We start from the raw sequence: 15,414 nt of genomic DNA, 5'->3' as shown, positions 1-15,414 counted from the left end.
CGATGGACTCCCATGTACTTACGTTATGTTTTACCGCCAGTTCTCATTATTTGCATGATCGCTCTAATAGTGATCAATCAGCAGTCTACAAATGGCAACCCAGCGCGTAGCCTTGCCCCCACTTTGGTAACAACAGAGCAAGTGCAACAACATAGCCTAGCTCAAAACCTGAGCTTAATTGGCACCCTAGATGCCGAACAGTCGGTGGCTATTGCTGCAGAAGTCAGCGGCAAGATTAATCAAATCAATGTGCGCTCTAATCAACGAGTTCAAGCAGGCGACGTATTAGTTAAGCTAAACGACTTAAAAGCCAGTGCAGCATTAGCCGAAGCAAGAGCCTACTTGGCCGACGAGCAACGCAAACTGTATGAATTTGAACAACTGTTAAAACGTAAGGCTGTTTCGCAAACCAGTTTTGACGCGCAACTGGCCAGCGTAACGATTGCCAAAGCAAGATTACAATCAGCGCAATCAGAGTTTGATGATCACACCCTTACCGCGCCTTTTACCGGGGTTACTGGGTTAATCAATATCAGTAACGGTGAACTGATTAACGCAAATCAATCGCTACTCAGCTTAGACAACCTATCAAGCCTGCAACTCGACCTAAATGTGCCCGACCAATATTTGTCTCTATTATCCAAAGGCATGCCTATACAAGCCACAACCCCCGCTTGGCCGCAGCAGATCTTTGAAGGCACCATCGACGCCATAGACCCGCGAGTAGACAGCAATACCCTAAACCTCACTGTGCGAGTTAACTTCGACAACACCAGTAAACAATTAAAACCTGGCATGATGATGCGCGCTAAGCTCACCTTGCCAGCATCCACCCAAGCAATGATCCCTGTGCAGGCTATTGAATATTCTGGCACTAAACGATTTGTATACGTGGTTGGAGAAAACAATATTGCTCATCGCACCGAAGTTCAGCTAGGTGCGCGTATTAATAACTACGTACTAATCGACCAAGGTTTAGCATTAAACGACAACATCGTAGTACAAGGCCTAGTGAATATTCGCGACGGTGCACATATTAAACAAGTAGACACCAAAGTCGCTAAATCGAAACAACTAGCCGATGAAAAAGCCACTCAGGAGCCAATTTAATGCTGCTGTCTGACATTTCGGTAAAACGCCCTGTTGTTGCCATTGTATTAAGCTTGTTGCTGTGTGTTTTTGGTATTGCTTCGTTTAGCCAATTGGCTGTGCGAGAAATGCCAGATGTAGAAAACCCAGTTGTTACTATTAGCACCCGCTACGAAGGCGTGTCTGCCACCATTATCGACAGCCAAATAACCTCGGTAATTGAAGACCAATTATCGGGTATTAGTGGTATTGATCAAATTGATTCTGTATCGCGAAACGGTATGTCGCGGGTAACCGTAACCTTTTTACTGGGTTGGCCCTTAACCGAGGGTGTGAGCGATGTGCGTGACGCAGTGGAGCGAGCGAAGCGTAGTTTGCCAGATGATATTACTGATCCAGTGGTGTCTAAAGATAACGGAAGCGGCGAAGCTTCTATCTATATCAACCTAAACTCTAATAAGATGGATCGCACCGAACTAACCGACTACGCAGAGCGCGTATTGGTAGATCGTTTTAACCTTATTAGCGGAGTAAGCTCGGTAGAACTTACCGGTGCATTATACAAAGTAATGTATGTAAAACTCGACCCCACCTTAATGGCCGGTCGACAAGTTACTCCTAGCGACATTGTTACTGCATTAAAAAGCGAAAACCTCGAGTTACCCGGCGGTGAAATAAGAAACGATACCACGGTTATGTCGGTACGCACCGAGCGACTTTATGCCGAGCCTGAAGATTTTGACTACCTGCGAATTCGAACCAGTGAAGACGGCACTCACGTTTATCTAAAAGATGTCGCCAGCGTATTTGTTGGTGCCGAGAACGAAAACTCCACCTTTAAAAGTGATGGCATCTTAAACCTAAGCCTAGGCATTGTTACGCAATTAGATGCTAACCCACTTAATGTAGCCACCATGGTTGCAAACGAGGTTGAGCGTTTACAACGTTTCGTACCCGAAGGCACCGAGCTAAAAGTAGATTACGATGCCACGGTGTTCATCGACCAAGCCATCGACGAGGTTTACCAAACCTTAATGATCACCGGTGGCTTAGTTGTGTTAGTGCTGTATATTTTCCTAGGCCAAGCACGAGTAACCATTATTCCGGCGATTACCGTTCCGGTATCGCTAATTGCCACATTTATTGCTGCACAAAGCTTCGGCTTTTCCATCAACCTAATTACCTTAATGGCGCTTATTCTTGCCATTGGCTTAGTGGTGGATGATGCAATTGTGGTAGTAGAAAATATTTACCACCACATCGAACAAGGCACCCCGCCTCTGTTAGCAGCTTATCGCGGTACCCGTGAAGTCGGTTTTGCCGTTATTGCAACCACTCTGGTTTTGGTCATGGTGTTTTTGCCCATTGCTTACATGGACGGCATGGTAGGTAAAATGTTTACCGAGTTTTCGGTATTACTATCGGTAGCCGTTATTTTCTCCTCGTTTATTGCACTAACTCTTACCCCGGTGCTCAGCAGTAAACTGTTGCGTCACAATGCTAAACCTAGCCGTATAAGCAAAATGATGGATGCAGCGTTCGCAAAATTGATCCCTGCTTATCAAACTCTGCTAAACAAAATTATCGCGACTCGCACTGCGGGGCCTACCGCCATTGTATTATGTGTGCTGGGCAGTGTTGCGTTTATGCAAGCTATCCCCTCGCAACTTGCGCCGGTTGAAGACAGAGGTGTGGTATTCATCATGATCAAGGGTGCCGAAGGTACTAGCTACGATCGTATGACCACCAACATGGACCAAGTAGAGCAGCAAATTATGCCCTTGGTTGGCAATGGTGTGATTAAGTCATTTAACATGCAAACGCCAGCCTTTGGTGGCCGCGCCGGCGACAATACCGCCTTTATCATTGTTCAACTAGAAGACTGGGCAGAACGCGAACAAAACGCCGGCGACGTAGTTAACCTACTGCGTAAAACACTGTCTAATATTGCCGACATTTCTATACGACCCATGCAGCCAGGCTTTAGAGGAAAATCAAACGATCCTATTCAGTTTGTATTGGCGGGTTCAAGCTTTGAGGAGCTAAACCATTGGGGCCAAGTAGTTATGGAAGCCGCCGAAGCACATCCTGCGATTAGTACGGTAGATATTAACTATTCTGAAAAAACCCCAGAGCTTATTGTAAAAATTGACCGCCAACGCGCCGCCGAGTTAGGCGTAAGTGTGAGCGACATTTCCGACACATTAGAGGTAATGCTAGGAGGCCGCAGCGAAACTACCTTTGTAGACAGAGGCGAAGAATACGACGTTTACCTGCGTGGAGGCGAAGAAGGCTTTAACAGCGCCAGCGATTTAAGCAAAATTTACCTACGTGCAGCAAACGGTAGTTTGGTAACGCTAGATAGCGTAACCCAACTAGAAGAAATAGCCTCTGCCAGCCGACTAAGCCGCTTAGACAAACAGCGAGCGGTGACTGTTTCGGGTACGCTTAATCAAGGCCATACTCTGGGAGAAGCACTAGATTACCTAGAACAGTTTGCCATTGAGCAGCTGCCTAGCGACATATCTATTGCCTACAGTGGAGAATCAAAAGACTACAAAGAAAATCAAAGTAGTACCTTTATTATTTTCTGCTTAGCCATATTAGTTGCCTATTTAGTGCTTGCCGCCCAATTTGAAAGCTTTATCAACCCAATGGTAGTGATGCTTACCGTACCGATGGGAATATTTGGTGGCTTAGCAGGTATGTACTTAATGGGCGAAAGCCTCAATATTTATAGCCAAATAGCCATGATCATGCTCATTGGTATGGTAACCAAAAATGGCATTTTAATTGTTGAGTACGCCAACCAACTTCGCGACCGAGGTGTTGAGTTTAACCAAGCAATTGTGCAAGCAGCATCAAGGCGCTTACGCCCAATTACCATGACAGCCTTCACTACGGTAGCCGGTGCAATCCCTTTAATTGTCTCTACTGGAGCGGGAGCAGAAAGCCGTATCTCAGTAGGTACGGTGGTGTTGTTCGGAATGGCCTTTGCCTCGATAGTAAGCTTACTGGTGATACCAGCAATGTATCAGCTATTAGCACGCTCAACTCACTCTCCAGGCCATGTTGGCGAACAACTTAATCAGCAAATCGCTGCCGACAAACAAGCTACTGATTCTTAAGCCCTAAAACCTAGATCCAAGAACCTAAAAGGCCAAAGCAAACCTTGCTTTGGCCTTTTTGTCACCACGCTTTCAGCTTCTTTAAAAGCATGTTTAGCTTTTATCTATTTTGCCTAAGCGCTTCGTAAAATCTTTTTCAATTCATGCCCTTTTGCAAGTTCATCAACTAACTTATCAAGGTAGCGAACTTGTTGAGTAATAGGGTTGTCAATTTCTTCCACTTTATAGCCACAAATCTTGCCGGTTATTAACTTTGCATTTGGGTTAATAGTGGCGTCGGCGAAGAACGCTTCGAATGTGGCAGAGCCATTAATATGCTTTTGAAGAACTGCCTCGCTATAGCCGGTAAGCCAGCTAATAACCTGATTAAGTTCGTTACTTGTACGCGCTTTCTTCTCAACCTTGGTAAGGTAAAGAGGATAGATTTTTGAAAAGACCATGTTGGCTATTTGGTCGTCTTGCTCTTGTGTAGATTTCATTTTTAACCTTGTAATTTCACCCAAAGTAACGGAAAGCTTATACCTTAGATATTGGCCTCAACTGCCCACTTTATCGCTCTTTCTAAGCGGTCATTTCCCCAAAAAAGCTCGCTACCGACATAAAAAGAAGGCGCACCAAAAATTCCACGCGAAATCGCCTCTTCGGTTTGTTCTCTCAGCATTAACTTAGCCTCTTCAGTCACCGCTTCCCTCATCACTAAGGAAACATCTGCCCCAACCGCACTAAGACAAGGTTCGATTACGCTTGGAGATGAGATATCTTGGTTATGCTCAAAATTAGCAGAGTAAACTAACCTTACGAATTTGGGGATCCAAGGTGCATCAGAAAATCTAGTTGTAACGCGGGCTGCTAGCAAACCATGTTGCGGGAATGTTTTGGGGCGGCTAAACGGAAGATTGGAATCACTACAAATTCTCGCCATATCTTTCCACATGTATTCACCTTTAGCGGGATAGACATTAAAAGGTGAATCATTCATACCCTGCTTATTGAAGACTGCACCCAACAGAAAAGGCCGCCACACAATACTTACATTGTTATCGGCCGCCACAGACTCAATACGCATTGCCGCAGGATAGGAGTATGTACTAGCGTAATCAAACCAAAACTCAATGTTCACTAAGCACTCCTCTAGAGGCTAATGCCTTGTTAAGCTGATGACTTAAGCGAATACTACTTATTGTTTTCTTTATCCGACAGATACTTAGTAATCAATTGAGGAATATGTAGCCCTGTCTTACGAACAAGATACCAATCTATAGCAGCCAGAATAACCAAACCTATAATCATTCCCATTTCCAATCCCCCATGCATATTGAAATACAAATCTATCAAATGGTTAAGAAATATACTTTGAACCTAAATACACTATTGATGTTAGATCTGGATAACTACTTTTATTCTATTACACCGCGTTAAGCTTTGAGCAGAGCGAGTCCGGCGACCAACGGGAGCGTACTTGATTGGTTTGTTATAAGCCGTACTCTAGTGTGACACCAGAAGTAACGGTGTTGCTATTTCGTAGCGTGGTAATTAGCTCACTAAAGTGCTTCAAATTTGTTGACTCGGGAATCTGTCTGGCACTGACTCCATTTTCGACCATTTGGTTGAAATCGGAATCTTTATTGTGAAGACTTGGATACTCAACACAAAACCACATTTGAAAAACTATTGTTTCTGGAACCCATGACTTCTTGATGGTGCTATACATTGAAATACCATCAATCAAAGAAAAATGGTTGATATCAGTTCTAAATTCATAAGCCACGTCTTTATCACAATCAGCATGTTTGAAGAAGTTTCTAGACTTGAACATATGTCTAAGCCACTCCTTCTCTTTACCTTCTTTTATCCAGTCATTTTCTCGGAGAAAACTTTGAGCACCAAAGTCCTTTCCAATATCGCTAAGAACTTGGTTTGCAGCTTCCACAAGTGTGTGCACAGAAACAGCATCCTCTTCACGGAAAAACATACGAATTGCCTGAAAAAGCTGTCGTTCTGCCACATCGAACTTGGTTAGTCTTAATTTTTCCATGATTTCACTTAGGCTTATAACGCTTCAAGCAGCGGCGCGCGTTAGCGCGTCCAGCCACAAAGTGGCGATACTGCCTTGGCTTGTTATGTGTTTGGATGAGCATTAGCTAATTTACTCATTACCAGGCTGTTTGAACTCTGCTATTTCGCCTGTGCACATATTTACATTGAATATCTTTCCTTGAATTTCTTGGAGTTCAAAACATTTCGTTTGAGGATGTAAGTTACCATCCCTGTTTCCCAGAAATGCCATACCAAAAACAAAAGCTGCTATACCTAATGCAAACGAGAGAGCAACAAGACCCGAACCTAAACCGTCACCGATAGCCTTAAGTCCTTGGCTATCTGATATCCGCTCTACAGATTTCGCTATTGCTTCTGATTTTGAAAGTTTTTCGTCACTCATAATGATTTGCTTACACATAACGTTCTAACTAAGCGGCGCTGCGCAGCAGCATCCGATTTAGGGCACTTGAGCCCGTAATGTATTTAAGTGTTTTGTTAGTTTTATCTACTTAACTTCATTAAAAGCTTTTTTAGAGTTTCAACATTAATCCAAGGCTTAGCTCTATGAATCATTCTATGGCAGTTAGAGCATAGAATACGTAAATCTGATAGTTTAGTTTTTTCATTTGGTTTGAGCTTGGAAATTGGCTTATCGTGATGACATTCGGCAAAGCCTAAACCCAAAGTGCCATATTTTTCAAAAAAATCAAACTGACATGCTTCACAAGCAAGTTTACCGGTTTTCTCTAACACTTGTGCTTTTTTCTTTTTAACAAGTGAACTATTGCGTTCACGATATTTGTGTACTCTTGATAAGACTCTACCTTCTGTAGCTTCATCATCTTCATCGGATTCCATTTGAGATATTTCTGTATGGTAATACTTAGTATTCTCTTTTATGGCGCTAGCCGTAAGCCTTAATCGATCAAGATCACCATAGAACTCTTCCCAAACAACCTTTTCTAATGCACTACCTTGTTTTAGACCTTTCCCTTCGTAATTAGGGTCATATCTTAAGAAGTTAGCTAACTTCATACCAACGCCATTAGGGTTTCTAAATTCTTGCTTTCTAGCACTACTCTCGTGAATTGGTAGTGAATTTAATACTTCGCTGAGTTCGATTACTTTTGTATGATTTGCATTACCAATAGATTCGGACTCTTTAAAATATAGATCTAAAGCTAAAATTAGTTCATCTTTAGTCCAATTTGGAGATCTCATATCTATAACCTAATTTTGTAGTGAACCGATGAAAACCTAACGCCTTGCTAAGCGGCGTGAAACAGTTGGCTAAACTTGCGAGGAACGAGCGTGAGCCAACTGTTTCACGTCCGTTTAAGCAACTTGTTAGGCTTTTTTTTCCTCAATTTCAGGGATCGTTAATTCGATCTCCTTCTTAGGGTTAGAGCCTTTATATTGCTTACCTAATTGGTCAATTACATAGCACCCAGAAATTTCAGGTAAATGTAAATCTCCTTTGAGCCATACATTATATGATTTACTTGAGCCTGCGGGTATGTCATCTCCTCCGATTTCATCCAATCTTTGTAGGAAGCTATGTCCTCGCACTAGGGCTTGGTAATTTTGGATTCCATTACTAGTTTTAATCAACAATCCAACGTCATGTATGTGCATTGATACATGGCTAATATTTCGTACTGTAACTTTGTAAACAGGTCCAACTAATGAATTTTCATCTCTTTCTCGGCGTGCTCCAAAAATATCAGAGGGATTAACGGAGACATTGATTTGGTGTTGTGCAGATTCGCAAACAGAGTAATCAACTTTTAATTTTCTAGCGCTTTTTTGGTACATTATCCAAAAACGTCCCAAGTTTAGAAACAGCGCAATAGTACCAACGACTGCACCATAAACTGCTATAGAATTAGCTTGTAACCACTGAATATCCAAAATACCTCCTGAAAGCCTAACAACTTATTAAAAGGAAAAATTCCTTGTTTAAACAATGAATTTTTCCTTTTATCACACATTTCTTGGATTGAAGATTATCACTAAACCCTAATCAATTCAGCACACTAGCCAACACATTGACAAAAAACTCATGACGAAAGTATGCAAGCTGTTGGGGAAAAAAGGAAAGTAAAAAGCACTGAGTGAATACCCAGTGCTTTTTTGTTGGTTGAGCGTTTTAACTGCTGCTAATTACAAGCTAGCCATGTACGCTCGCCAGCCGCCAAATTCGCTAACATCTTTGGCTGTGGTCGTTGCGTAGCCTTCGCAGATAAAGCTATTTACCCAGCTTCCATCAGCTAACTCAATTTTGCCTAAACCTAGAGGGTGCGGAATGCCTAGCAAAAAACTGCCAAGGTGTTGTTTGGGTAAGCGCCATACTTCTACTTCTATCGCTACGCCATGTTCCTCATCACGAATCATGCCGGGGCGCGCGGGCGGACCACCTGCCAAGGCATATAACTTGTAGGCGCTGGCGCTTTGAGTAGCGTTAACTAATTGCCCTGCTCGCTCGGTAAGCTGAAAGTTAAGGGGTAAACCTGACAAGTGAGCACCACACACTGCTAGGTCCATGTAATCATCCTCTATGCTTTCTGGGGTTTGCAGTGCCGGTAACGCTTGTTTGCTTGCACCTAAGTTAAAGCCATTATCTTGTTGGACAAGCGCAGCCATACTGAGGATCTTTCTGTCGCAATAAGCATCGCTAAACAGGGTAATACCAAAGCTTTGAGTATTTCCTTGCTTGTTTTGGTAGAAACCGGCAGGTACCGATATCGCGCTGTAGTCCAGCAAGTTCATAAAGTTAGTGTAGTAGCCCATGTTGGAGTTGAGTTGAATGGGATCATCTTGTAATTGGGCAATGCTATAACTACTGCCCGCTGTTGGGGTAACAATTGCATCTACTTGTTTAACTAGCTCGTCACAGACCACTTTATAGGCTTGCAGTTGATAGAAGGCCTTAAAGGCATCTACCGCATTGTGCTTTGTAGCGCCGCCAATAATGGTTTGAATAACCGGTAAACATTGGCTTGGATCTTTTTCAAAAAACTCTTGAATAGCGGCATAGCGCTCGGCCACCCATGGGCCTTCGTATAGCAATTTGGCAGCTGCTAAGAATGGTTCAAAATCAATCTCTACTAACTCTGCGCCTAAACGCTCTAGCTGTTTGAGGCTTTGCTCGAACAGTTTTTCTGTTTCTGGGTTATCGAAGAACGCAAGGTTGCTTGCTTTGGGCACACCAATTTTAAGAGAAGTTAACTCCTGCAAAGGCTGATAGTACTGGCTTTGATTAGCTTTTTGGTTTGGCCTTGCGTAGCAATCATCGGCATCGTACTGGCCAGCTACGTCCAGCAGCAGGTTTAAATCATCGCTGGTATGGGCAAACAAGGTGACACAATCTAGGCTTTTACAAGCTGGCACTACGCCGCTGCAACTAAGCAAACCTTTGGTGGCTTTTAAGCCAAGAATATTATTGAGCGCTGCGGGCACTCGACCAGAGCCTGCGGTATCGGTACCCAAAGAGAAACACACTTGGCCCAACGCAACACTTACCGCACTGCCTGAGCTAGAGCCACCAGAAATCATCCTTGGATCAAAACTGTTTTTAACTGCTCCCCAAGGGCTGCGAGTACCCACTAAACCTGTAGCAAACTGGTCTAAGTTAGTTTTACCCAAAGGCACCGCACCAGCTGCAATAAGCTGTTTCACCACAAAGGCGTTGTCACTGGGTTGGTAGCTATATTCTTTACAGCCTGCGGTAGTTGGCAAGGCTGCTAAATCAATATTGTCTTTAATCGCAAACGGCACGCCAAATAATGGTAACTCGGCAATATCTTGCTGCTCTAGCGCGGCTAAATAGTCGGCTAATTGTTGCTCACTTATGGTAGATATCCAGCAGTTGTTAATGTCGCTTTTCACTGCTGCTAACTGCTGCTCTAAATATTGCTTAGCGCTAAACTGTTTGCTTAGGTAAGCTTCGCGCAACTGCGAAATAGTGTAGGTACTTGTTGTCATATTATTCGGTCTCCATAACCATTAGGCGCTGCCCTGCGTGAACTTGGGAACCTTGAATTTGGTTCAACTGTTTTATTACTCCGTTTGAAGGCGCAGTCACTTCTAGTTCCATTTTCATTGCTTCTAACACTGCCACCACTTGCCCAGATTTAACGCTTTGCCCCGGCTCTACCATTACTTGCCATAGGTTGCCGGCTACGTGGCTTTCTATCGCCAGTTCTGAATCTGCTAAAGCGTCTTCAGTAGCGCTTTGTTGGCTTTGCTCTTCTACCGAGAAGTGAGCTTGGCCGCTTTCTTCCCAGCGTTGGCGCTCGGCTTCGAAGGCTTGTTGTTGATTAACTTTAAAAGCTTGAATGCTCTCTTGTTGCTCGTCTAACAGTGCTTGATAGCCTTTCAAGCTGAACTCGGTTTGCTCAATTTTTAGCGGGTAATCTCCACGTGGGAAATCTTTACGAATTTGCTTAAGCTCGTCCGCACTCACTGGGTAAAATTTAATTTGATCAAAAAAGCGCAATAACCAAGGTTTAGTAAACTCTGTAGTGCTGCGGTAGCGATTCCACATCTGCAAAGTGCGGCCTACAAACTGATAACCACCCGGCCCTTCCATGCCATACACACATAAGTAAGCACCACCAATACCTACAGCATTTTCTGGTGTCCAGGTACGTGCAGGGTTGTATTTGGTGGTGACTAAACGGTGGCGAGGGTCAATAGGTGTAGCAACCGGTGCGCCTAAGTACACATCGCCTAAGCCCATCACCAAATAATTAGCGTTAAACACAATGTCTTTAACTTGTTCAACGGTGTCTAAGCCATTAATGCGGCGAATAAATTCGATGTTATCCGGGCACCATGGCGCGTCTTTACGCACAACGTCGTTATACTTTTGAATGGCTAAACGAGTGGCTTCGTCGTCCCAAGATAGCGGCAGATGCACAACTCGTGCTGGCACACTAAGTTGGTCAATATCACCAAGGCTTGCTTCTGCTTGCTCTAGTATTGCCAATAAACGCTCTAACGGTAGCTCTAGGTTGTTGTAGTGAACCTGTATTGAACGAATACCAGGCGTAAGCTCTTCAATGCCGGCAATGTTTTGCGCTTGCAAGTTCAGCATTAAGGCATGCACTCTAAATCGTAGCGCAATGTCTAAACGCTGCGGACCATACTCAATCAGCAAATAGTCTTCACCCGCTGGGCGATATACCACCTTTTCACCATAAACATCACTGGCTAAGGTTTTTACAATTGGCGTGGTAATGGGCGCAGCGCTAATTTCGCTATTGTAGGCGTTGCCTAGCGCTAAGCTTGCTAATTGCTCTCGCTCTGCCTGCTCTGCTTGCTTGATACTAACTGGAATAAAGTTAATTTCATCGCCCGCTTTAAGCTGTCCCATTTTCCATAGGTCGGCTTTAATAATGGTTGCCGGGCAAACAAAGCCGCCTAAGCTTGGGCCATCTGGCCCAAGAATCACTGGCATATCGCCAGTAAAATCGATACTGCCTACAGCGTAAGCGTTATCGTGAATGTTAGATGGGTGCAAACCCGCTTCGCCGCCATCACTACGTGCCCACTCAGGCTTTGGCCCAATAAGGCGCACGCCGGTTCGGCTAGAGTTGAAATGTACTTTCCAAGTTGCTGCAAAAAAAAGTTCGATGTCTTGGTCGGTAAAAAAGTCTGGCGCACCGTGCGGGCCGTAGATTACGTGAATATTCCATTGTTGAGTAATTTGCGGCTTTTGCTGTAACTCTCGGCCTAGTAAGAAATCGTCAATGGCTTTGACTTGCTTAGCATCTGGCAGTTGCAGTACGTCACCAGTGCGCAGTGCACGCCCTGCGTGGCCGCCAAACTGACCTAAAGTGAAGGTAGATTTACTGCCTAAATACTCAGGACATTGAATGCCACCACCTACCGCTAAATAGGCGCGAGCACCGGCATCACTCACTTTGCCTAATGCTAAGCTTTGGCCAGCGCTTACTTTAAATACTTGCCACATCGCGCGGCTTTGGCCATCTAAGCTAATCTCTATATCCGCGCCACCTACTGCTACCAAGCTGTCTTGATTAAACTTAAGCGTTGGCCCTTGCAGGGTAATCTCTAAACCAGCGGCATCACTTGGATTACCTAATAGCTGATTAAGAAGCTGAAAACTTTGCGCATCCATTGGCCCTGACGGTGGAACGCCAATATCCCAGTAGCCTTTTCGTGCTGGGTAATCTTGAATAGTAGTTTGTGTGCCAGCGCTTAGTACATCCATAGTACTTGGGCGGTAAGCAAAACTGTTTAAACTTGAAGTAAGCAAGGTACCTTGCTCTAAGGCAGGTAAAGTTAGCAACTGTTTAAGGTAGGCTAAGTTATGCTCAATACCGTACACTTGGCAAGCCTGCAGCGCCTTGGCTAAACCAGCAATGGCAGAGTCTCTATCTGCTGCGTGGTATTGCACTTTAGCCAGCATTGGGTCGAAAAACGGAGAGACTTCTACCCCACTTTCTATCCAATGGTCGATACGTAGTTGCTCAGCTGTTGGCAAACCCAGTTCTGCTTTAGTTGGCCATGCAACATGGCTAAGTAAACCAGCGTTTGGTTGGAAATCTTTGTTAGGATCTTCGGCATATAAGCGCACTTGAATGGCGTGACCAGAAGCCTGTAAATTGCTGGCTTTATCAACCAATGGATAAGCTTGTTTAGCAAATTGCGCATAACCCAGCTCTACCATCCATTGCACTAAATCGACGCCAAACACCATCTCGGTTACGCCGTGTTCCACCTGTAAACGGGTATTAACTTCTAAAAAGTAAAAAGATTGGCTTTGCTGATCAAATACAAACTCTACGGTGCCTGCACTGCGGTAATTCACACTTTCGGTAAGCTGCTTGGCAGTTTGTTGTAATTGCTGGCGAATAGCTGGGCTTAAGTTGGGAGCTGGGGTTTCTTCAATCACTTTTTGGTTACGGCGCTGCGCTGAACAATCACGCTCGCCTAAGGTTAATACCTCACCAGCACCGTTACCAAATACTTGCACTTCGATGTGGCGTGCTTGGGTAATAAATTTCTCAAGGAATAAGCCCGCATTGCTAAAGTTGTTTTCACTAAGGCGTTTTACGCTATCAAAGGCTTGGCTTAATTGCTCCGCGGTGTCACAACGTTGCATACCAATACCGCCGCCACCAGCTGTGCTCTTTAGCATAACTGGGTAACCCAGTTGTTCGGCGCAGCTTAATGCTTGTTGTTGATCTTCTAATAGACCACTGCCCGGTAATAAAGGCACTTGCGCTTGTTCGGCTAACTCACGAGCACAATGTTTAAGGCCAAAGGCATTCATTTGCTCTGCTGTTGGGCCTAAAAATACTAAACCTTGTTGTTCACAACGTTTGGCAAAGTCTTGGTTTTCACTTAAAAAACCATAACCAGGATGAATGGCTTGCGCGCCAGTTTGTTTGGCAATGGCAAAGATCTTGTCGATGTTTAGGTAAGTTTGACTGGCTGAACCTTCACCCAAGCTATAGGCTTCGCTGGCTTGGCTAATGTGCAGGCTGTCTGCGTCGGCGTCGCTGTAAATAGCCACGCTGGCAATGTTCATTTTGTTAAGGGTTCGAATGATCCGGCAAGCTATCGCGCCACGGTTGGCTATCAATACTTTATCGAACATAGTGTCACCTGAGAGCTGCGGGTCGTCCCGGCTAATAACAAGGCGTGTTTAGGGTCGTCCCTAGCCTTAATCTAAAGAGTTATTACTTGTGTTTAAGCTGCATCCCAAATCAACATTTCTACTGGGGTTGGGTTGTAGCCATTACAAGGGTTGTTTAACTGCGGGCAGTTAGACATTAGAACAATCACGTCCATCTCGGCGCGCATTTCTACGTATTTTCCAGCACCGCTAATGCCGTCTTCAAAGGTTAAACCACCGGCTGCGGTAATTGGCACGTTCATAAAGAAGTTAATGTTGTGGGTTATGTCGCGCTTGGTTAAGCCGTACTGTTCGTTCTCGGCAACCGCTAACAACCAACTATCACGACAAGCGTGCATGCATTTTTTATCCAGAGAATAACGCACTGTGTTGCTTTCGGTGGCACAGGCACCGCCTAAAGTATCGTGGTGACCACAGGTATCGGCAGTAATGGTGAGCATTTCGCGACCTAGGTTGGATAACAGCTTAGTGCCTGCTGTTAAGTAAACATTGCCTTGTTCACGAATGGTATCCATAGCGCTGTAACGCTCGCTGGGATCGGCTGCACTGTAAAACAATGTGTCTGCAGCTTGGTTACCTTCTAAGTCCAAAATTCGCAGCGTTTGACCGGCCTTGAGAACCTGCATGTAGTAGTCACCAGCTGGTACCACTTCTCGCTGGCTGGCTTGTTCTGCTTGTAAATCACTTTCTTTGATCATGAATGTTATTCCTTGTTTAGCGCTTCCAACTAAGCTTCACAACAAGTGCTAGCTTGGCTAACACAGCGGTAGCGTTCGGTATTTTCGAAGCCACGACCATTCTCTGGTCTAAAGTTTCGGCAGTAGTCGTCTTCACTCACGGTATCAGCTTCCAGCATCGCAACTTCAACACCATGGTTGGGGTATTCACTAGCAGGGTTCATTGGATGTGGGCAGGTTGTCATCAGAACTAAAGTGTCCATTTCAAAACGCAGTTCGATTACATCTCCTGCTTTACTGGCGTTTTGCTCAAACTGTAAATTGCCTTCTGCATCGGCGGCTACTTTACTAAATAGGTTAATGTTAGCTGCCATATCTCGCTTGCCTAAACCATATTTAGCTAATTCAACCAGCATGGCGTCGTAGCCATTTTGTAGCCACAAGTTACCTTGAGTTTGATAGCTGCGCTCGCCCCATTTCTGAGCGACCTTTTGCTTGTTCGCTAAGCCACCTACGCTGTCTATCCAGCCGGTATCGTCACGGGTAATCGAGCAAAACACTCGCCCCATATCGGAATACAAACAATTACCTTTAGTTAGTTTAAAGGTGTGCTGACATTTAAGGGTATCGGGCGCGTTATAGCGCTCTAACAAATCCTTTGGGTTATAAAACAACAGGCTCACATTAGAAGCCCCTTCTGGATTGGTAAAACGCAAGGTTTTACCTGCAGGTACAGTTACCGACCAATGCGCGGCACCGTTTATCACTTCTTGGTAAATAGGTTCTTGGGAAATAGTAGAGTTCATAGATT

12 protein-coding genes are annotated in these 15,414 nt (G+C 44.5%); 2 read left to right on the top strand and 10 right to left on the bottom strand.

Annotated features, from left to right (window positions below; all coding sequences use genetic code 11):
* The first annotated feature begins 12 nt into the window (after positions 1 to 12).
* Both K5620_RS09865 and K5620_RS09860 read left to right on the top strand, forming a co-directional pair.
* Positions 13 to 1,110 carry an efflux RND transporter periplasmic adaptor subunit gene (locus K5620_RS09865; protein ID WP_016403071.1) on the top strand — a complete coding sequence of 366 codons (1,098 nt, stop codon included), beginning with the start codon at positions 13 to 15 and terminating at the stop codon, positions 1,108 to 1,110.
* Positions 1,110 to 4,217: an efflux RND transporter permease subunit gene (locus tag K5620_RS09860; RefSeq protein WP_221077479.1), complete on the top strand. Its 3,108-nt coding sequence runs from the start codon at positions 1,110 to 1,112 to the stop codon at positions 4,215 to 4,217. The genes K5620_RS09865 and K5620_RS09860 overlap by 1 nt, the downstream gene beginning before the upstream one ends.
* Before the next feature lie 113 nt (positions 4,218 to 4,330).
* Here the strand turns inward: K5620_RS09860 and K5620_RS09855 are convergent, their stop codons facing one another.
* The 10 genes from K5620_RS09855 to K5620_RS09810 all read right to left on the bottom strand — a co-directional run bounded on the left by K5620_RS09855 (position 4,331) and on the right by K5620_RS09810 (position 15,409).
* Positions 4,331 to 4,696, bottom strand: coding sequence for a DUF2200 domain-containing protein (locus K5620_RS09855; RefSeq protein ID WP_016403074.1), 366 nt, complete (start codon positions 4,694 to 4,696; stop codon positions 4,331 to 4,333).
* Positions 4,697 to 4,740: 44 nt separating this feature from the next.
* Entirely contained in the window at positions 4,741 to 5,337 is a 597-nt protein-coding gene (locus tag K5620_RS09850) for a 2-hydroxychromene-2-carboxylate isomerase (RefSeq protein WP_016403075.1), read from the bottom strand.
* A 351-nt stretch (positions 5,338 to 5,688) separates the two neighbouring features.
* Positions 5,689 to 6,252, bottom strand: a complete 564-nt coding sequence (locus tag K5620_RS09845; protein WP_051147650.1) for a hypothetical protein — start codon at positions 6,250 to 6,252, stop codon at positions 5,689 to 5,691.
* Positions 6,253 to 6,363: 111 nt separating this feature from the next.
* The gene (locus K5620_RS09840; RefSeq protein WP_040307478.1) at positions 6,364 to 6,657 is read right to left on the bottom strand and encodes a hypothetical protein; all 294 of its coding nucleotides are present in this window, start codon (positions 6,655 to 6,657) and stop codon (positions 6,364 to 6,366) included.
* A gap of 101 nt (positions 6,658 to 6,758) precedes the next feature.
* Positions 6,759 to 7,478 (bottom strand): HNH endonuclease, encoded by a 720-nt coding sequence (locus K5620_RS09835; RefSeq protein WP_016403077.1) that lies wholly within the window; start codon positions 7,476 to 7,478, stop codon positions 6,759 to 6,761.
* Positions 7,479 to 7,604: 126 nt separating this feature from the next.
* Positions 7,605 to 8,168 (bottom strand): hypothetical protein, encoded by a 564-nt coding sequence (locus K5620_RS09830; protein ID WP_040307479.1) that lies wholly within the window; start codon positions 8,166 to 8,168, stop codon positions 7,605 to 7,607.
* Between the two features lie 252 nt (positions 8,169 to 8,420).
* Positions 8,421 to 10,241: an allophanate hydrolase gene (atzF, locus tag K5620_RS09825; protein ID WP_016403078.1), complete on the bottom strand. Its 1,821-nt coding sequence runs from the start codon at positions 10,239 to 10,241 to the stop codon at positions 8,421 to 8,423.
* Between the two features lies 1 nt (position 10,242).
* Positions 10,243 to 13,887, bottom strand: coding sequence for an urea carboxylase (gene uca / locus K5620_RS09820; protein ID WP_221077478.1), 3,645 nt, complete (start codon positions 13,885 to 13,887; stop codon positions 10,243 to 10,245).
* 92 nt (positions 13,888 to 13,979) lie between these two features.
* Positions 13,980 to 14,624 (bottom strand): urea amidolyase associated protein UAAP2, encoded by a 645-nt coding sequence (locus K5620_RS09815; RefSeq protein WP_016403081.1) that lies wholly within the window; start codon positions 14,622 to 14,624, stop codon positions 13,980 to 13,982.
* A 29-nt stretch (positions 14,625 to 14,653) separates the two neighbouring features.
* Complete coding sequence (locus K5620_RS09810; RefSeq protein WP_016403082.1) at positions 14,654 to 15,409, bottom strand: urea amidolyase associated protein UAAP1; 756 nt, start codon at positions 15,407 to 15,409, stop codon at positions 14,654 to 14,656.
* Positions 15,410 to 15,414 lie beyond the last annotated feature (5 nt).

The sequence above is a fragment of the Agarivorans albus genome, assembly GCF_019670105.1.
Taxonomy (GTDB): domain Bacteria; phylum Pseudomonadota; class Gammaproteobacteria; order Enterobacterales; family Celerinatantimonadaceae; genus Agarivorans; species Agarivorans albus.
This window is presented reverse-complemented; position numbering and strand designations above follow the sequence as displayed.